This is a genomic window from Saltatorellus ferox, assembly GCA_007751475.1.
Lineage (GTDB): Bacteria > Planctomycetota > UBA1135 > UBA1135.
The window spans coordinates 1,381,598-1,399,144 of record CP036434.1 but is presented as its reverse complement, the minus strand read 5'-3'; the positions used below and the strand labels follow the sequence as shown (position 1 = coordinate 1,399,144).

The 17,547-nt window shown below is 67.6% G+C and carries 14 protein-coding genes; 4 read left to right on the top strand and 10 right to left on the bottom strand.

The genetic code is table 11. The features are described from left to right. Positions 1-36: 36 nt before the first annotated feature. The 4 genes from Poly30_RS05170 to Poly30_RS05155 all read right to left on the bottom strand — a co-directional run bounded on the left by Poly30_RS05170 (position 37) and on the right by Poly30_RS05155 (position 4,612). Positions 37-426: a (2Fe-2S) ferredoxin domain-containing protein gene (locus Poly30_RS05170; RefSeq protein WP_145194977.1), complete on the bottom strand. Its 390-nt coding sequence runs from the start codon at positions 424-426 to the stop codon at positions 37-39. Positions 427-1,138: 712 nt separating this feature from the next. Further along, on the bottom strand, positions 1,139-1,348 hold the full coding sequence (locus Poly30_RS28155; protein WP_419190987.1) for a hypothetical protein: 210 nt from the start codon (positions 1,346-1,348) through the stop codon (positions 1,139-1,141). Between the two features lie 768 nt (positions 1,349-2,116). Further along, entirely contained in the window at positions 2,117-2,929 is an 813-nt protein-coding gene (locus tag Poly30_RS05160) for an alpha/beta hydrolase (RefSeq protein ID WP_145194975.1), read from the bottom strand. A 39-nt stretch (positions 2,930-2,968) separates the two neighbouring features. Continuing rightward, entirely contained in the window at positions 2,969-4,612 is a 1,644-nt protein-coding gene (locus tag Poly30_RS05155; RefSeq protein WP_145194973.1) for an ABC-F family ATP-binding cassette domain-containing protein, read from the bottom strand. Between the two features lie 184 nt (positions 4,613-4,796). On the opposite strand from Poly30_RS05155, the gene Poly30_RS05150 reads away from it, so the two are divergent. Further along, positions 4,797-7,121 (top strand): ATP-binding protein, encoded by a 2,325-nt coding sequence (locus Poly30_RS05150; protein ID WP_145194971.1) that lies wholly within the window; start codon positions 4,797-4,799, stop codon positions 7,119-7,121. 13 nt (positions 7,122-7,134) lie between these two features. Here Poly30_RS05150 and Poly30_RS05145 read toward each other — a convergent pair whose 3' ends face one another. Next, a complete protein-coding gene (locus Poly30_RS05145; RefSeq protein ID WP_145194969.1) occupies positions 7,135-8,109 on the bottom strand; it encodes a mechanosensitive ion channel family protein in 975 nt (324 codons plus the stop codon). A 177-nt stretch (positions 8,110-8,286) separates the two neighbouring features. Here Poly30_RS05145 and Poly30_RS05140 point away from each other — a divergent pair, with 177 nt between their 5' ends. Beyond that, positions 8,287-8,862 (top strand): PhnA domain-containing protein, encoded by a 576-nt coding sequence (locus Poly30_RS05140; RefSeq protein ID WP_145194966.1) that lies wholly within the window; start codon positions 8,287-8,289, stop codon positions 8,860-8,862. A gap of 16 nt (positions 8,863-8,878) precedes the next feature. On the opposite strand, the gene Poly30_RS05135 is transcribed toward Poly30_RS05140, so the two are convergent. The 4 genes from Poly30_RS05135 to Poly30_RS05120 form a co-directional block, all read right to left on the bottom strand. Beyond that, on the bottom strand, positions 8,879-10,180 hold the full coding sequence (locus tag Poly30_RS05135) for a hypothetical protein (protein WP_145194965.1): 1,302 nt from the start codon (positions 10,178-10,180) through the stop codon (positions 8,879-8,881). Positions 10,181-10,222: 42 nt separating this feature from the next. Then, positions 10,223-11,260: an ACP S-malonyltransferase gene (locus tag Poly30_RS05130; RefSeq protein WP_145194963.1), complete on the bottom strand. Its 1,038-nt coding sequence runs from the start codon at positions 11,258-11,260 to the stop codon at positions 10,223-10,225. Continuing rightward, a complete protein-coding gene (locus Poly30_RS05125; RefSeq protein ID WP_145194961.1) occupies positions 11,257-13,497 on the bottom strand; it encodes a thiamine pyrophosphate-dependent enzyme in 2,241 nt (746 codons plus the stop codon). The genes Poly30_RS05130 and Poly30_RS05125 overlap by 4 nt, the downstream gene beginning before the upstream one ends. A gap of 115 nt (positions 13,498-13,612) precedes the next feature. Then, positions 13,613-14,143: a DinB family protein gene (locus tag Poly30_RS05120; protein ID WP_145194959.1), complete on the bottom strand. Its 531-nt coding sequence runs from the start codon at positions 14,141-14,143 to the stop codon at positions 13,613-13,615. Between the two features lie 162 nt (positions 14,144-14,305). On the opposite strand from Poly30_RS05120, the gene Poly30_RS05115 reads away from it, so the two are divergent. Then, on the top strand, positions 14,306-15,058 hold the full coding sequence (locus Poly30_RS05115) for a SlyX family protein (RefSeq protein WP_145194957.1): 753 nt from the start codon (positions 14,306-14,308) through the stop codon (positions 15,056-15,058). A 218-nt stretch (positions 15,059-15,276) separates the two neighbouring features. Here the strand turns inward: Poly30_RS05115 and Poly30_RS05110 are convergent, their stop codons facing one another. Beyond that, complete coding sequence (locus tag Poly30_RS05110; RefSeq protein WP_145194955.1) at positions 15,277-16,227, bottom strand: fasciclin domain-containing protein; 951 nt, start codon at positions 16,225-16,227, stop codon at positions 15,277-15,279. Between the two features lie 286 nt (positions 16,228-16,513). Between Poly30_RS05110 and Poly30_RS05105 the strand changes: the two genes are divergently transcribed. After that, entirely contained in the window at positions 16,514-17,500 is a 987-nt protein-coding gene (locus tag Poly30_RS05105; protein ID WP_419190985.1) for a DUF6807 domain-containing protein, read from the top strand. Positions 17,501-17,547 lie beyond the last annotated feature (47 nt).

Below are 17,547 nucleotides of genomic sequence, written 5' to 3'. Positions count from 1 at the left end.
CCAACCCCGAGGGCAAGTGAGCCATGCGAGGCGCGCTCAGGCGCTTCGGCGCGCCTTCGAGATGGCCTTTTCGCGCTTTCTCCCCTCGAGGCGCCTCTGCTCCAGGCGCTGGCTCAGGGGCGCGCCGAAGAGGAAAGCCAGGAGGGCCGCGCGCTGCTTCCGCTTTCGCAGCCGCCGGAGAACGACCGCTTCCTCCGACTCGAAGTTCGCCACCACCACCGGCCCCTTGCACTCCCCCAGACACGCCGTTCTGACGACGGAACACGAATCGGCGAGCGCGGCCTCCAGCTCCGCCAGCCCCTGGCTCTTGCGACAGGACTTACCCGTGCAGATCGCCACCCGCGGCATCGTGCCCTGCGGCTCCTCGGGAGGCCGGGGCGACTCGGGCGACCGGGACGCGTCGACGGGTTCGGGGTTCTTCGGCATCGGGCCTCCTCGTAGGGAGGGCGCGCGCGAGCTTCAAGCTGAGGGCGGCGGAAAGCGAGGCACCCGGGTGAAGTCTGCAGAGGCCCAAGGAGGTCGAAGCTCTCACTACGAGTCGCCTTGGAACGAGTCATCGAGAAGCAGCGCGATGCCACGAGCGATGAACGAGCGAAGTTCGCCGTGTGCCATGGCCACTTCCACCAGAACCTCCGGCGCCCGTCCACCACCAGCACGATGTCCTCTGCATCATGGCTGCACGCAGCATCGTTCTCCCCACGTGAGGCGAACGCCTCAAGCTTGGTTCCGATGAAGTGAGGCGCGTCCACGTGGGAGACCGCCTTGCCGCTCGGGAGGAGGGAGGTGACACGCGACTTCACCGCGCTTGCATACCACCGATTGGTGAAGCCGAGGAACCCGCCCACGGGCATCACGTCGAGGATCAGTGCATCACGCCTCCACCGACAAATCGGGTCGTCCTCTTCGCTTCCCTGGATGAAGCCACGCGCTCGCAGACGACGCTCGAAGTTCCCATACATGGCGTACTGCACCACATCGAGGACCACATCGACATCGACGGTGGGGCGAATGGGAGCGGATCCAGGGTCCGTCAAGAGGAGGCCCGTCACGGAGCCGCCCACGAGGCAGAGCTCGTCCATCAACGGGCCCAAGAGCTGGGCAGCCAGCTCCACACGATCAAGATTGGGATCACCAGGGCTCACTTCGACTCCAGCAGTTTGGACAGCTCCGACATGGCGAGCTTGCGTTCTCGTTGACGCCCGACGCGGAGGGCGTCGACGAGCGCGAGGGCTGCGTAGAGCGATTCACTCTCCGCGGCTGCCTCTGGTACTGTTTTGTAGAGGGGGCGGAGGGACTGCCCCCTTGCCTTTCCCTTGGCGGATGGCCACACGAGCAGTGATTGAGGCATCGCCACCAGCTGCTCTGATAGTGGTGGTGCCCAGTGTGCCGTCGGAACACCCCGAACCATCTCGCCAGGATGGGCGTAGAACGCGAAGGGGACGCCACCCTCGAGGAATCTAAGAAGCGACGCACGGACCGGTCGGGGCTTCTCGCTTCGGCCCGAACCACTCGTCAATAACCGAGCCGCTGACGCTCGGTGGGTCGCAGCGTTGGATTCCGAGATACTTAGCTTGAGCCGTCCCGCAAGTTCCGGGTAGGTCCACTCTTCCGGGTAGTCAGGGAGGGCCAGCTGAAGGCAAACGACGAGGTCCTGAGGTTTGAGCGCCATGGCCCATATGCTATTCGCGAATTGCGAATAGCGCCAGAGTTAGCGCAATCCAGCGGAACGCGGGTGGCTATCAAGAGCTTGTGACTCCTACGCGAGCTCGATGATCAAATCGCCCGAAATGCAAAACCTCGTCAAAATGAACCTGACACGAGTAACGCCAAGAGGGGTTCATTTCGCCCCAAACTTGCATTACGGGCAACTCGCGACGCGAATCCGCTTGCGCGCAACCCGCCCCTGGCGCACCATTCGCTATTCGCGAATCGCGAATCGGCCTTGAGCTGCGAGACGGGCCTTCCGCCATCACAACGGCCGCTCGACCGGATCCATGCGTAGGCGCGCCGGAGGCTCGGGGTCACGTCGGGGGTGGTCTGGGCGTGTAGTGAAGGCGCGACGAGGCGACGTGGCGCTCTTCGTGGAAAGGGTCTACCGATGATCGCCAGGGCTGCGCTAGCCCGTCGCGAAGCGAGCCAGAAGGGCCGGGTCCTCGAACAGCCATGAGTCGTTGTGGCCCATGCGCTCGTGGATCACGGTCTGCAGCCTCGCGGGGTCGCCCTTCGCCGCCGCCTCGGCGGCCTCTCGGTTGAGGCCGAACTGGGCGAACGGGATCACCTCGTCGACCTGGCTGTGGAGGAGCAGCACCGGCCCCGTGAAGTTGCCGGCCAGGAGGCCGCGCACGTCCAAGGGGTCACGGACGAGGTAGCGCGGCGCGAAGTAGCCGGACGACATCGAGTGCACCGAGCTGAAGGTGGCCTCCAGGATCAGGCGCGCGGGCGGGCGGGTGCGGGCCACGGCGGAGATCACTCCTCCCCCCACGGAGCGGCCGTGGTAGACGAGTTGGGCCGGGTCGATGGCGAGGTCTTCTCGGGCGAGGAGCTGGTCGATCAGCGCGACCGAGTCCTCCACGATCCCGCGCTCCGACGGCGTTCCATCGCAGTCCGCGAAGCCGCGGTACTCGAGGCAGAGGAAGTGGAAGCCGGCGGCGGTGTAGGGCTGGGCGTCGAAGATCCAGTCGGCCGCGTACTCCGCGTTCCCGTGGGCGTAGACGACCAGGCCGCCGGAGGGTTCGGGCGCGCGCAAGAGGTAGCCGTGGGTCTGGCCCGCCGCGTGGGAGACCGACAGACGCTCGACGTCCGGCCTGCGCGGCACTTCACCGGCCCCCATGTAGGCCCCGGGGAAGATCAGCCTGCGCTGCACGCTCCAGAGCGCTCCATGGTGCACGGCGACCGCGCCCAGAGCCGTTCCCAGCGCCACGAAGATCATGCGGCGCCAGCGGCCCCTGCTCGTGCCGCGGTCCCCCACTCAGGCGTGCACACCCGGCGCCTCCTGCCCGGTCCGCTCGACCCACTCCTGGTACGGACCCGGGTAGACGAGTGGCTTCGGCTTCTCGGGCGTACCGCCGCCCGTCAGATCCAGCACGTGCGTCGCGAGACCCTTGAGGAACGTCCGGTCGTGGCTGACGAAGATCATCGTCGCCTCCATGCTGGAGAGCGTCCCCACGAGCATCTCCTTCGTGGCGAGGTCCAGGTGGTTCGTGGGCTCGTCGAGGACCAGGAAGTTGGGCGGGTCGTAGAGCATCTGGGCCAGGACGAGGCGCGAGCGCTCGCCGCCCGAGAGGACCGCGATGCGCTTCTCGATCTCGTCGCCCGGGAAGTCGAAGGAGCCCAGGAGAGTGCGCTTGGACGGGATCGTGGCGGTCGGGAAGGCGTCGTCGATCTGCTCCCAGACCGTGCGGCGGGCGTCCAGGATCTCGAGGGCCGACTGGGCGAAGTAGCCGGGCTTGAGGCTCGCCCCGAGGCGCACGCTGCCGCTGTCGGGCTCGATGACGCCCGCGATCATCTTGAGGAGCGTCGACTTGCCGGCGCCGTTGACGCCCATGACGCACCAGCGCTCGCCGCGCTTGATCTCGAAGTCGAAGCCGTCGTAGATCACCCGGTCGCCGTAGCCCTTGGTGACGCCCGAGAGGGTCGCGACGTCGTTGCCCGAGCGCGGTGGGGTCCTGACCTTGAACGGCACGATCACGCGCTTCTTCGGCGGCTCGACGCGCTCGATCTTCTCCAGCTTCTTGACCCGCGACTGGACCTGGGAGGCCTTGGACGCGTTCTTGTCGAAGCGCTCGATGAAGCGCTCCTCCTTCTTGAGCATCGCCTGCTGCTTCACGAACGCCGCGTCCTGCTGCTTGGCCCGCATGTGACGCTCGCGGTCGTAGAAGTCGTAGTTGCCCGCGTAGGTCACGAGTTCGCCGGCGTCGATCTCGACCACCCGCTTCACGACCTTGTTCATGAAGTCGCGGTCGTGGCAGGTCATCAGGATCGTCGCGTCCGACGCCTGGAGGAACTGCTCGAGCCACAGGATCGACTCGATGTCGAGGTGGTTGGTGGGCTCGTCGAGCAGAAGGACGTCGGGCTTGCCGATCAGGACCTTGGCGATCGAGACGCGCATGCGCCAGCCGCCCGAAAGGGCCGCGAAGTCGCCCATCACCTGCTCGGGTGAGAAGCCGAGGCCGTTCAGGACCTCGCGCGCCAGGGAGTCGAGCTCGTAGCCTCCCAGCTGGGAGTACTCACCCTGGACCTCGCCGAAACGCTCGAGGATCGCGTCGAGCTCGTCCATGCGATCCGGGTCCGCCATGGCGGCCTCCAGCTCGGCGACCTCGTGGTGCAGCTCGCCGAGGCGCCCGCTTCCCGCGATCGCTTCTTCGATGACCGAGCGGTGGGCGCTGGACTCGGCCGCGTCCTGCTTGAAGTAGCCCACGCTGAGCTTCTTCGGGACCGTGACGTCGCCGATGTCCGGGGACTCCTCCCCCACGATCAACCTGAACAGCGTGGACTTGCCCGAACCGTTGGGCCCGACGAGACCGACCTTGTCGCCGGGGTCGAGCTGGACCGAGGCGCCCGTGAGGAGCGCCTGCCTGCCGAAGTTCTTGGTCACATTGCTGATCGAGATCATGGGGCGGAGAGCATAGCGATTGCCCTCGGGAGGTGGTGCCTTCGGGGCTGCTGCTCCCGGGGTCGTTTGGGATATGGGACATCGCTCCGGGCTGAGACAGTCGCCAGGAAGAGTTTTCTTGGGCTCGGCGGTGGACGGCGAAACGCTCAGGGTTCCCGCGCCTGTGATGCGATAGGAATTCAACATGCCTGCCGGGAACCCTCCCCACCACGCCCATGACTGCGACTCCCACGGGAGCACCGGGAAAGCGCCTGTTCAGCCCGCTTCCGCGGAGCTGCTCTCGTTCATCCAGGAGTTGAGCCGCCAGGAGACGTACCAGACCGTCCTCGACTGCACGGCGACCTGGCTCGAGCTCCTGATCCCGTGCGACCGGGCCAGCCTGGCCTTCCCGGTCGCGCCGAAGGGCGAGTGGTCGATCGGCGACGCCAAGGAGCTGAGCGTCACGGTGCTGGACGGAATCGCCGCCATCCCGACGAACTGGCGCATCCCGATCGATGCCAGCGTCGCGGGGGACGCCTTCCGATCCGGGCAGATACGCGGCTCGGACGACTTCTCGGGGGAAACCGCTGTCGATCTGGTGAAGCTTCGGGAGGGTGGGCTCCGGAGCAGCCGCTGCGCGCCCCTCGTGGCGGGTGGACGGACGATCGGCACGCTGAACATCGGGCGCAAGGCACCCTATGCCTTCAGCCCCGCGGACGAACGGTTCCTGCAGGAGACCGCCACGATCGTCGCCGCGCAGTGCCTGCTCCACCAGCGCATCGCCGAGGCCAGGGAGACCGCCGCCCACGAGGCCGAGAACTCGCGCATGGTAAGTCTCCTGCAGCGCCTCCAGCTCAAGCTCGCGCACCTCGACGACGAGGGCGACATCTGCAGCACCACCGCCCACTACCTCAAGCGCATCTTCCGGTCCGACCTCGCGAGCCTCGCCCTGCTCAACGCCGACCGTGACGTCGTGACGATCCGGGCCTTGACGCGCCGCAAGGACGAGGATCCGTTCGACCTCGTCGTGCCGGTGCCAGGCTCGCTCTTCGAGAAGACCATCGTCCAGAAGCGCGCCGTCACGTGGAGGGACGACGCCCCGGGGGCTGCCGCCCTGAGCCAGCATGCCTTCATGGGCTACCGGTCCGGGATCACGGCGCCGCTGTCCTCGGGGAGCGACGTCCTCGGCACGCTGAACCTCGCCTCCTCGGACGTGGACGCCTTCGATTCGACGAACACCACGCGCATCACGGAGCTCGGCCGCATCGTGGGCACGGCGCTCGCGAGCCTGCGTGCCCACAACGCGCTGAAAGAAGCCCAGCGCGACGCGGAGGCCGCCAGCGCTGCGAAGGGCGCCTTCCTCGCCAACGTCAGCCACGAGCTCCGGACGCCGCTGAACGGTGTCCTCGGCATGGCCCAGCTCCTGGAAGGAACGCCGCTCGACGCGGAACAGCTCGAACTCGTCGCCACGATCAAGAGCAGCGGCCAGCTCCTCATGCGCGTCATCAGCGACGTGCTGGAGGTCTCCAAGATCGAGTCCGGATCGACGGTCCTCGAGACGATCCCCTTCGACCCCGTCGGCACCGTCGCCAAGGCCTGCGCCATGGTCTCGCCGGCCGCGAACGAGAAGGGGCTGGAGATCGCCATCGAGAGCGCACCCGAACTGCCCACGATGGCGCTCGGCGACCCGACGCGCCTCCAGCAGATCGTCGTGAACCTGCTCTCCAACGCCGTCAAGTTCACGCAGAAGGGCGGCGTGTACGTCACGATGCGCCCCGAAGAGGCCGACGAGGAGGCCGACGAAAAGAGCCACCGGATCGAGATCGCGGTTCGGGACACCGGCAAGGGAATCGCCCAGGACGCCATCGAGCGCATCTTCGTGCCGTTCCAGCAGGAAGAAGCCTCGACCACGCGCCGCTTCGGCGGCACCGGTCTCGGCCTCGCCATCTGCAAGCAGTTCGCCCAGCTGATGGGCGGCGGCATCCAGGCGACCAGCCAGGAAGGCGAGGGCAGCGTTTTCACCGTCAAGATCGTTCTCGGCCGCGTCGCAGAAGCGAGCGCGTCCGGCGACGGCGGCGCCGCTTCCAGTCCCCGGGAAGCGGTCACCAACGACGACCTCGACTCCTCGTTCGCCGCGGCGACCCCGCTGCGCATCCTCGTCGTGGACGATAACCCGGTGAACCGGCGCGTCGCCCAGCGCCTGCTCCAGCGCCTCGGCTACGAGCCCGAATTGGCCGGTTCCGGCCAGGTCGCCATCGACTTGACGGCCTGGTCGCCGTACGACCTCGTCTTCATGGATCTCTCCATGCCCGAGATCGATGGCTTCGAAGCGAGCGCCGCCATTCAGGCGGCGCTCGATTCGCCGCCGACGATCGTCGCGCTGACGGCCGACGTCCAGGAGAGCACGCGAGAGCGCTGTCTCGGCGCGGGGATGTACGGACTGCTCGCGAAGCCCTTCAGCGTGGCCACGCTGAAGGCCCAGCTGATGGACGTCCACGCCCTTCGGAAGGCGCGGCGCACCGCTGCCTGACGGCTCCCCGGGCTCAAGCGGTCGGAGCCGCTGCCTCGCGCGCGCGCCAGCGCGGTGTGGAGCCCTCATCGCCCGCGGGCCAGCCTTCGCGCTGGGCCTCGCGGTCCCCGTCGGCCGCCTCGGTCTGGTCGTGGACCAGCTGAATGTGCGTCTCGAACGGCATGTCGATACCGGCACCGTCGCAAGCGGCCTTGACAGCCGCGATCACGCGGGACTGGGCCTGCACCACAGACGCGCGATCGCTCCTCGTCCACCAGCGAACGCGCAGCGTCACCCAGCTCGCCGCGAGGTCCCACGGCAGTACCTCGACCCCCCGCTCGGTCTCCACGCCGTCGCACGCCGCGACGGCCTCTTCCAGCACGCGCTTGGCGTCCTCGAGGCTGTCGCCGTAGCCGATCCCGACGTCGTACTGACTGCGACGGAACTCGTGCGCCGTCTTCACCAGGATCGCGTTGGTGTAGATGTCGCTGTTCGGAATCACGGCGTTCTGGCCGTCGTACGTCTTGAGGATCGTCGCGCGCGTTTCGATCCTCTGGACCGTGCCCTCGAAGCCGTTGACCTCGATCTGATCGCCCACCTCGAAGGGCTGGCGGATCAGGATCAGAAGGCCCGCGAGCCAGTTCTGCAGGATGTCCTTGAAGGCGAAACCGATGGCCACCGAGCTGACGCCAAGGCCGGCGATCAGGTCGGCCGGGTTGAGCTGCGGGAAGACGATCGTCGCAGCGATCAGGAAGCCGAGGATCAGGATCGTCCACTTCACGAAGCCGCCGAGGACGTCGCCGAGGTTGTCCCGGCCGTGACGGCTCGCGAGGCGCCCGACCTGGCGCTTCGCGAACCAGGCGACTCCGATGAAGAGGAGCAGCGCAACGCTCGCGACCACGAGGTTGGGGACCAGTCGAATGGCGCCGTTGACCCAGGTTTCGACCTTCGTCATCAAGGCATCTGGGTTCACGTCGAAGCTGGGGGAATCTTCCTGGAGGGACATCATGGCCGGGGCTGAGCGTTTGGGGGGACGGGACCAGAGGTTCGCAGCCCGCCGAAAAGTCGCCCTCAGTCCGGAGTGAATGCGGACTAAAGTCAGTGCGCTGCGGCCTCCCCCGGCCAAACTGGCTGCGACAATCTTCCCTTCGATCCACCAGACCGCTCTCCCCCAGGTGTCCGACCCGTGTCACTGCCCCCCGATCTCCAGGCCCGCTCCGGCGGCGCGTGCGAACTCTGCCACTCGACCGACGGCGTCGAGGCCCACGTCGTGTCGCCCCGCGAGGAGGCGGTCGCCGTCTGCGGCCCGTGCCGCGCGGGGGTGAACGGCGCGCTCGGCGACCTGCACCGCTGGCACTGCCTCCAGGAGACGGCGTGGAGCGAGCACCCCGCCGTTCAGGTCGTGGCCTGGCGGCTTCTCGGCCAGATCGGAGAAAGCTGGGCCGCGGAGCTGCGCGAACAGCTCTACCTGGATGAGGACACGGCCGAATGGGCGCGCGCCGGGGAAGGAGCCGGAGCAGGATCCGGCGCGGGCGAGGAAGGTGCTCCCGGCCGCCCGACCGTGGACAGCCATGGCGCCGAGCTGCACTCCGGCGACAGCGTCACGCTGATCAAGGACCTCGACGTCAAGGGCGCGGGCTTCACGGCGAAGCGCGGAACGCTGGTGAAGGACATCCGCCTCGCCGAAGACCCCGAGCTGATCGAGGGGCGGGTCAACAAGACCGTCATCTACCTCAGGACAGAGTTCCTGAAGAAAGCCTGAGGACGATTCCGGCGGCCTACTTCTTCTTCCGCCGCAGCCAGTCGAACGCCACACCTGACGGGAGCGGCGGGTACTGCAGCTTGAAGCGGTAGACATCGAAGTCGTCCGGGTTCCAGCCCACCTCCAGCATCGCCCAGCGGACGAGTTCGGCGTGGCGCGGGCGCTCTCGGTCTTTGACCTTGCCGAGCCCGCGGCCCAGCGACATGAACTCCGGTTCGATCGGCAGGATGTCCGAATCGCGGAACTCGAGGGACATGCCCGTGTGCAGCGTCGACACGATCTGCACCGACGGCTCCGTCGACTCGAACAGATCCTTGTGGACGATCAGGTCGACGTAGAGGAGATCGCAGGGCACACGGACGCCCGCGAAGATGCGCGTGCGCCGGTTGCCGTCCTTGTTCGCGTAGCGGTTGTCGCCGGGACGGAAGATCTCCGCCGTCGTCAGGTCGAAGCGCGCGCTCGCGCCCACCTCGCCGCCGCGCATCTCGAACTCCACCGCCGACGGCGACGCGTCGAGGCGCGCCAGCGTCGGCAGCGGCGTCGTCGAGAAGTCCGGCACCACGGGCAGTCCGGTGAGCGCCTTCGAGAGCTTGGCCTTCACCAGCGGCTCGGGGCCGCCTGGCAACGGCGTCCCGTCCTCCGCCGTCTTGAAGCTGCGCGCGATCCGCCAGTTCACGTTCGGACGCATCCGCTCCGTGCCCTCGATCTTCCGGACCCCCATGACGTCGAGGCTGTTCTCGTCGACCGAACTCGGCGCGAGACCGTAGATCGCGACCTGGGCCCCGGCGCGAACTCCGAGGAGCGAAGCGTTCGCTTCGACCGCACCACGTCGCAGGTTGACCTCGGCACGGCTCGTGCCGCGCGGACGCTGGCTCGTCACCAGCACGTCGAACGCCTTGCGGCTGCCCGCGTGGGTCCGAACGAGCGTCTCGTAGCGCTCGAACGCGAGTCTCGCGGCACCCGATGCCTCCGAAGCCTTCTTGGCCGTGCCTCCGGCTCCCTCGCCCGCCTTGCCGGCCGCCTCCAGGATCTGATCGAACGCCTGGCGACCCGGCACGAACTCCAGCGCCTCGAGGTCCCCGTCGGGATCGAGGAGGTGCGTCAGCTTCCAGGCCAGCTTGGTGTCGATATCGAGGGCGCGACTCCATTCGGTGGCGCCCGGGGTCGTCCCCCTGGTCGCCGGTTCGATCGCGGCCCCGAGATACTTCCGGAGCTCCGACAGGATCGCGCGCGCTTCGGAGTGGAACTCGGATTCGGGCATCGCGCTCTTCGCTCGCTTGCCCCGCGCCGACTGCTTTGTTTTCCCGGTGGTTGTCACGGCTCCTATCGTGGCTCATGGGGGCCCGAATCGGAAGGGTTCTCAGGGTCGCGATTCCGGAATCATGCCCATGCTCACCAAGAACGGAGCCCCGACACCCGGTCCCGTGTCTTCCGCGACATGCCTCTGCACCTCCTGGAAGTCCGCCTTCGAGTGAATTCCCCGCCATCCTTCTGCGGCGAGGATCTGCCCGACGATGCCCCCGAGCGTGTTTCCCGGGCCCGGAAGAATCACGTGATCTGGGGCAAATTCACGCAGCGCGACCCGCACCGACGCGGTGAAGTCGTAGGGCGTCGTGACCTGCGCGCCCAGCGTGTAGCTCTTGAGTTCAGCGAGATCCGTCGACCAGGGCGTGAAGCGACGGCCACGTCCATCGATCAACGTCGTGTGCGGCGCGTGGAACTTCAGGTCCGCGAACGCCGCCCGCGCCGCTTCTGCCACGGGCTCCGCGAGCACCGTGTGGTAGGGACCGTGCTGGGCCAGACGGATGGGATACGTGACGTTGCCCATTCTCACCTGTGGGAGCATCGAAAGCAGATGGCTCACGCCCTTCTTCGACCCCGCAAGAACGCGGTAACCCCCGAGGTCGATCGAGGGCATCGCCTCCCCTGCCGATGAGGCGAGCGCCGCGTCAATGTTCGAGGCGAGGTCCGGCGCGGGCCGCCAGTCGTCGCTCACGACCGGATAGATCACCTGCCCACCCTCGGCGTACTCCTCCTGGAGCATCGACATCTGCTGGACCAACCGGAACCCATCCTCGAAGGAGAGCGCGCCCGCGAGACAGAGGCCGATGTACCAGCCCATCGAGTTGCCGCCGATCGCCACGACGTCGTGCTCGTGCGCCGCCTTCGCCCCATCGATCATCGCCTTCACGAAGATCAGCGGCGAGACGTGCGCCGGGCGCAGGTGGCGGGCGGGCTCGAAGCGGTTCGCCTGGTCGAGCACGAGCAGCGGCTCGAGCCCGAAGTCGGCGCGCCGGCGCTCGGCCGCGCGCACGAACTCGTGGTCGGGATCGAGCGATCCCAGCGACGCCTCGGTGTAAGAACCGCGGCCCGGACACAGAACGACGACGCGGCTCATGCGAGCACCTCCCGGGTGGCGCGGACGATGTCGTCCTCGCTCAAGAGAACGATGTTGGCGGCATCCCCGAGCGGGATGTAGGTGTCGGCGCTGCGCACCGACTTGATCCTGCCGCGGAACCCGCCCTCGACGAGCCCGCAGATGATCGCATCGGCGGGGCCCGCGGCGGTCGCCCGGCATTCGTCGGCGACGAGCACGGCGCCGCACTCGTCCGCGTGGGCACGGATGGCCTCCATCGGCAGCGGATTCAGCCAGCGCATGTCGAGCACGCGCGCGCGAATGCCGTCGGCCTCCAGCTGACGCGCGGCGCGCAGCGCCAGCCGGTAGCCGTTCGCGTAGGAGACGATGAGCACGTCCTTGTGGTCCGGATGCGCGATGCCGACTTCTCCGGGGAGCAGGCACGAGCCCTCGGAGCCGTCCGGGACCGGGTAGTCGCTGAGCCAGAGCCCGTCGCCCTCCTCGTAGAGGTCGCGCTCGTGGTAGAGCGCGATCGGCTCGAGGAACACGGACACGCGCCCGGACTCGGCGGCCATCGCGAGCGCGCCGCGGAAGAGCCGCACCGCGTCGGCCCCGTTCGACGGCACCGCGATGCTGAGCCCGGGGATCTCGCGCAGGGCGCCGATCGAGTTGTCGTTGTGGAAGTGCCCGCCGAAGCCGCGCTGGTACGCGAGGCCCGCGATGCGCACGACCATCGGGTTCTGGTACTGACCCGCGCTGAAGAACTGGAGCGAGCAGGCCTCGCCGCGGATCTGGTCGATCGCGTTGTGCAGGTACGCGAGGTACGGGACCTCGGGAACCGGGAGGAGGCCGACGAGCGCCGAACCCTGGGCGACGCCCAGAATCGTCGTCTCGTCGAGCAGCGTGTCGAAGCAGCGCGAGCGGCCGAAGTGCTGCTGGAGGTTCTGCGTCACGCCGTAGACGCCGCCCTTTCGGCCGACGTCCTCGCCGAACGCGATGACGTTCGGGCGGCGGATCATCTCGTCGTGAAGCGCATCGTTGATGCGCGCGCCCATGGTGCGGCGCGTCGGCGCCTTGGCGTTCTCGGGGAGCCGCTCGCCGAAGACCTGGACGCGGCGCGCCTGGTCGATCGGGGCGTTGCCAGCGATGCGCCAACGCGGCTCGTCCACGGGCGCGAGCGGCGCGATGATCTCGGCGACGTTCGTGAGCTTCGGCCGGCGCTTCGCCTCGACGCTGGCGGCCTTCACGCGTTCGCGCGTCGAACGCACGATGGCGCGCAGGGCCGCGGGAGTCGCGGCGCCGAGTTCGATGAGTCGACGCGCGTTGTTCAGCACCGGATCCTTCGCTTCCTCGGCCTCGATCTCGGCCTGGCTCATGTAGGCCGACTCGACGTCCGAGCCCGCGTGGCCCCAGAGTCTGTGGGTCCGCAGGCGCAGGAACGTGGGCTGGCGCGTCGTGCGGCACGTCTGAATCGCGAGCGCGACCGTGTCCCAGACCTCGTCGACGTGGCCGTTCGCCTCGAAGTAGCGCAGGTGCTCGAGGCGCGAGAAGAAGTCGCGGATCCAGCGGCGCGGGGTTTCCACGCTGATGCCGCGCTGGTTGTCCTCGCAGACGAAGAGCACCGGCGTCGGGTTCATGCGGCGCCACGCGTAGCGCGCCGAGTTGATGCCCGCGAGCGCCGTCGCGTGGTTCACGGAGGCGTCGCCGAAGGTACAGCAGGTGATCGCGTCGTCGGGAAGCCCGGTGTCGATCCCGAGCTTCTTGGCGCGAGAGAGCGAGAACGCGGTGCCGACGGCCTTGGGCACGTGGCTGGCGATGGTGCTCGTCTGCGGCGGGACCCAGGCCACCTTGCTGCCCCAGACCTTGTGCCGGCCGGCCGACACGGGATCGTCCTTGGACGCCGTGAAAGACAGGAGCGTATCGAAGAGGGGCGTCGAGCCCTCGATCTGGCGCATCCGCGCCGCCATGAGGCCGCCCGAGCGGTAGTGCAGGAAGCACGGGTCGGTCGTCCGCAGCTGGGCGCCGAGGACCGCGTTCTGCTCGTGGCCCGCGCTGCTGATGGTGTAGAAGCCCTGGCCGTCACGCTTGAGGTCGCGGGCGGCGACGTCGAGGCAGCGCGACAGGATCTGGTCCTCCCACAGCTCGACGGCCCGGCGCGCCGTGAGGGTCGTGCCGGGCCGGAGCGGATCGTCCGGCGCCAGGTGCTGGGACGGGCCGACGGCCCCGTCCAGATAAGCGTCGAGGTTGCCCTCGACCACTGCGACGCGATTCGTCGTCATGGGAGAAGGCGGGAGGTGGGGTCGGGTCGGAGCTGGTACATGGGCCAGGAGGGTAGCGGCTGAATGCCGCCGCCGTCAGGGCTCCTGACCCAACTTCACCGAGGCGTCGGCTGCGTCAGGGACGCGGTTCGCCTTCCCAGCCGCCGACGTAGTCCGAGTTGAAGCCCGGCGCATCGCGCTGGGACAGGTCGAAGCTGCGGTGGGCGATGGCCCGCATCATGTGAGCGTCGTGGCTAGCCCAGGAGACGAGGAGGTCGCCGGCGCGGACCGGACCCTTCTTCGGGTGCTCGTGGGTCGAGGTCCAGTTGGCAGCCCCGAGGTTACGGAGCCACTGGACGCTCTTCAGGCGCTCCCGCTGGAAGCGTTCGGCCTCCCGGTCGAGCTCCCGCTCGTTGTAGTTGAGCTCCTCCAGGCCATCGTCAGGCTCGACGCGAGGCCACGATTTCTCGGGGTCCCGGAGCGTCAGCTCGAGGCGAGGACGGAACTCGAGGAGCTCGCGGTCACAGAGGTGACCGACGATCTCGAGCACGGAAAGGCCACCTTCTGCCGGGCGCCAGCGCGCCTGGTCCTTGGGAAGGTCCTTCACGAGGTTCCGCAGCTGGTAAGCAAAAGCTTCCAGGCGGCCGATGAGTAGCTCAGGATTCATAGGGTTTTGGGGCTCGTCATCTGAGCCAGGAGCGCCTGGAACTCAAAGGAATAGCGGCGAGATGACGCCGTTTTCACCCATTGAGACCGAGGGAGTCCCGGATCGCTGCACGCGGCCCGCTACCATGCCTTCGGTCACAACGCTTCCTCACCGCACCCCAAAATGCTTCGTAACCTCGTTCTCGGCAGCTTCGCCGCCATCGCCGCCTTCTGGTCGTACTTCTTCTGGGACAGGAGTACGGACCACTTACGTCAATTGAGCGAGCGGGATGCCCGAATCGCCGTCCTGGAGACCGACATGGCGGTCAAGGACCAGACGATCGAGGATCAGGCCCAGACGATCACCGAGCAGACCGAGGAGATTCAGCGGCTGGAGCTCGCCAAGCAGCTTCTGCGCCTCGATCACCGGGTCGCCAGCATCCGGGTCGTGCGGCAGGGGCCGGCGACGGACGGGTCCGACGGCATCGAGACCGAGGTCGTCTTCACCGAGCTGGACGACACCGGCCAGCCCATCGGCGAGGGAGAATCGATGACGATCAAGGGCAAGCGGCTCTACATCGACGGCCTCGTCATCAAGTTCGACGACGACTACATCGAGGCCGGGGATGCGCTCCGCGGCACCTCCGTGTGCCTCTTCCAGGGGATCTTTTCGGAGAAGGTCTCGCCGGAGGACGGCATCAAGATTGACTCCAAGGTCCCCCATCCGCTGCCCTTCCAGGGCGACAAGCTGCCCGATCCGCTCTACACCCAGCTCTTCGAGAAGATCTGGGACTACGCGAACGATCCGGAGGAGGCGCGGAGGCTAGGGGTGCGCGCCATTCAGGGCGAGGCGCCGTCCATCGAAGCGCGGCCGGGGAAGACCTACCGCGTGGAACTCCGCCAGTCGGGCGGGGTCACGATCCGAACGGAGGAGTGACGCGTCCGGGGGAGCGACCTGCCGCCGCATGGCCGCTGCCGCGTGGCCCGCGCCGCAGCGAGGGGAAAAAGTTGGCGCCGGCGCCCCCAAGGGGGCAGCCGGCGCCAGGGTCCCTTCCCGGGGACGTTCTCTTCAGGTCGCGGTCGACCCCTTTGACTCTCGACGCTCAGTTCGCGGCCGTCCGGGGCTGGGATGCACGGTGGCCGCGAAATTCTCGATCAGGGAAGAATGACGGCGTCGATGACGTGGATGACGCCGTTGGAGGCCTGGATGTCGGTCTTCACGATGTTGGCGTTGCCAACCTTGGCACCGTCACGGGTGATGGCGATGGTGACGTCCTTGCCGTTGAGGGTCGGGGCCTTGTCCAGCTTGGCGGCCTGATCGGCGAAGACGCGGCCTGCGACGACGTGGTACTTGAGGATCGCGGCGAGGCGCTCCTTGTTCTCCGGCTTGAGAAGCTCAGCCACGGTGCCCTCCGGAAGGGCCGCGAAGGCCTCGTCCGTCGGAGCGAAGACGGTGATCGGACCTGCGCCGCCCGTGAGGGCCTCGACGAGGCCGGCGGCCTTCGCCGCGGCGATCAGCGTGCCGAACGAGCCGGCGCCCGAGGCCACCTCGACGATGTTCTTCGTCTCGGGCATCATGACGGTGTCGATGACGTGAATGATGCCGTTCGAGCACATGATGTCGGTCGTCGTGACCTTGGCTCCGCCGATCATGACGGTGCCTTCTTCGACGACGATGTCCACGCGCTGACCGTTCAGGGTCGTGACGTTCTTGGCCTTCACGACGTCCTTCGCCGCGGCCTTACCGCTGACGACGTGGTACTTCAGGATCTCCTGAAGCAGCGCCTTGTTCTCCGGCTTGGTGACCATTTCGACGGTCTCCTTCGGGAGCTTGGCGAACGCGGCGTCGGTCGGAGCGAGCACCGTGAACGGACCTTCACCGGAGAGGGCGCCAGCGAGTTCGGCGGCCCCGAGGAGGCTCGCGAGCGTCTTGAAGTTGCCGTTCTCGACGGCCGTCTCGACGATGGTCTTCTCGGCGACGTTGGAGGCCAGGGCCGCCTTGGCGGTCTTGGCGCCGCAGCACGGACCGTCGCCGATGGCGGGAGTGGAGGAAGCGAGAGCGGCGGCGCCGAAGGCGAGGCTGGAGATGGCGAGGATGGTTTTCATGGTGGGTTTCGTGATCATTCCGTCATTCGGGGCTCGCGCAACATGCGCAAGCCGACGAAGGGGAAGAAGATGCAAGTGAAGGAAGAGAGATCGAAGCTGACCGACGCACCGGTCAGTCGTGGGTGTCCAGTCGGCGTTGGGCAGGTCGTCCCGTTCGTCGGGACGGGCCCATGGCTGCTGGACACGGCGGAGTTCGGCGCCTTCACCCGGACGGATGCAAGGCGGATGCGCGTTCACGAAGATCACACAGCCCATCGATCACGCGAGACGATCTGAGTTCCGAGCCATGATGACCCCCCGAATGAACGCGGCCCTGTTCGCCGCATTTCTCGCATCCGCCTGCGCTACCTCGACGAAAGCGCCGCCTCGACCGGAAGTCCTCGTGCTACGGAGCGGTGAACGATCGGTCCAGGTCCTCGCGGACGATGAGACGTTTGCACGCGTCGTCCTGTCACCGGCAGGGCCCGCGGTCATCGAAGAGCTCCGCGGCCACGGCGGCCGACAGATCCTCCGCGGGTTTCCCCTGCATCCACGAACCGGCGAGTCGGTGGACCACCCCGAGCACCTCTCGATGTGGACCGCCCATGGCTCGGTGTCGGGCTTCAATCTCTGGAACGACGCGATCGGTCCGCGCCTGACGGGCCACGCGCTTCGCATGCGCCCCGGCGGTCGTGCCTTGATCGAGATGACGCTCGACTGGCGGGCTCCGGACGGAAGCACGCTGTGCAACGAAGCACGCACGTACACGTTCCAGAGCAACGATCAGGTGCGAACCATCGACGTGGAGCACGAACTGACCGCGACCGGCAACGGCGTGACCTTCGGCGACGTACGGGAGGGCTTCTTTGCGCTTCGCCTGCAGGACGGACTCCGGATCGACCGTGGCCGTGCCAGCGTGCTGACGTCGCTGAACATCGAGGGCCACGATCCCTACGGACTGCCTGCTCGGTGGATCGCTTACAGCGCTCCGCTCGCCGATGAAGACGGCGCACTGGAAGAGGTGACGGTCTGCGTCTTCGATTCACCGACCAATCCGGGCTACCCGACCCGATGGTTCGCTAGGCCCTACGGACTGGTCGCGGCCAACCCCTTCGCGCGAACGGCGTTCGAGGAACCTGATTCCCTGACGAACCTGACGCCCCCTGAAGGGTTCCGCTTGAAGGCCTATGAGTCCGCTTCGTTCCTGTATCGAGTCATCGTCGCGCGGGGGACGCTCGACGCCGAGGAGATCGAAGCCCTCTGGACGGCCTTCGCCGGAGAAACGGCCCCGTGATGAGACCGCGCCGCCCGCCGCCCGCTGTCCGCTGGACAGTCGGCACG

What these genes read in the sequence shown, in the direction of transcription:
- Poly30_RS05130 (WP_145194963.1), bottom strand. Translation starts at nt 11,260, where the DNA reads ATGAGCCGCGTCGTCGTTCTGTGTCCGGGCCGCGGTTCTTACACCGAG.
- Poly30_RS05115 (WP_145194957.1), top strand. Translation starts at nt 14,306, where the DNA reads ATGCTTCGTAACCTCGTTCTCGGCAGCTTCGCCGCCATCGCCGCCTTC.
- Poly30_RS05120 (WP_145194959.1), bottom strand. Translation starts at nt 14,143, where the DNA reads ATGAATCCTGAGCTACTCATCGGCCGCCTGGAAGCTTTTGCTTACCAG.
- Poly30_RS05170 (WP_145194977.1), bottom strand. Translation starts at nt 426, where the DNA reads ATGCCGAAGAACCCCGAACCCGTCGACGCGTCCCGGTCGCCCGAGTCG.
- Poly30_RS05160 (WP_145194975.1), bottom strand. Translation starts at nt 2,929, where the DNA reads ATGATCTTCGTGGCGCTGGGAACGGCTCTGGGCGCGGTCGCCGTGCAC.
- Poly30_RS28155 (WP_419190987.1), bottom strand. Translation starts at nt 1,348, where the DNA reads ATGCCTCAATCACTGCTCGTGTGGCCATCCGCCAAGGGAAAGGCAAGG.
- Poly30_RS05150 (WP_145194971.1), top strand. Translation starts at nt 4,797, where the DNA reads ATGCCTGCCGGGAACCCTCCCCACCACGCCCATGACTGCGACTCCCAC.
- Poly30_RS05155 (WP_145194973.1), bottom strand. Translation starts at nt 4,612, where the DNA reads ATGATCTCGATCAGCAATGTGACCAAGAACTTCGGCAGGCAGGCGCTC.
- Poly30_RS05145 (WP_145194969.1), bottom strand. Translation starts at nt 8,109, where the DNA reads ATGATGTCCCTCCAGGAAGATTCCCCCAGCTTCGACGTGAACCCAGAT.
- Poly30_RS05105 (WP_419190985.1), top strand. Translation starts at nt 16,514, where the DNA reads ATGATGACCCCCCGAATGAACGCGGCCCTGTTCGCCGCATTTCTCGCA.
- Poly30_RS05125 (WP_145194961.1), bottom strand. Translation starts at nt 13,497, where the DNA reads ATGACGACGAATCGCGTCGCAGTGGTCGAGGGCAACCTCGACGCTTAT.
- Poly30_RS05110 (WP_145194955.1), bottom strand. Translation starts at nt 16,227, where the DNA reads ATGAAAACCATCCTCGCCATCTCCAGCCTCGCCTTCGGCGCCGCCGCT.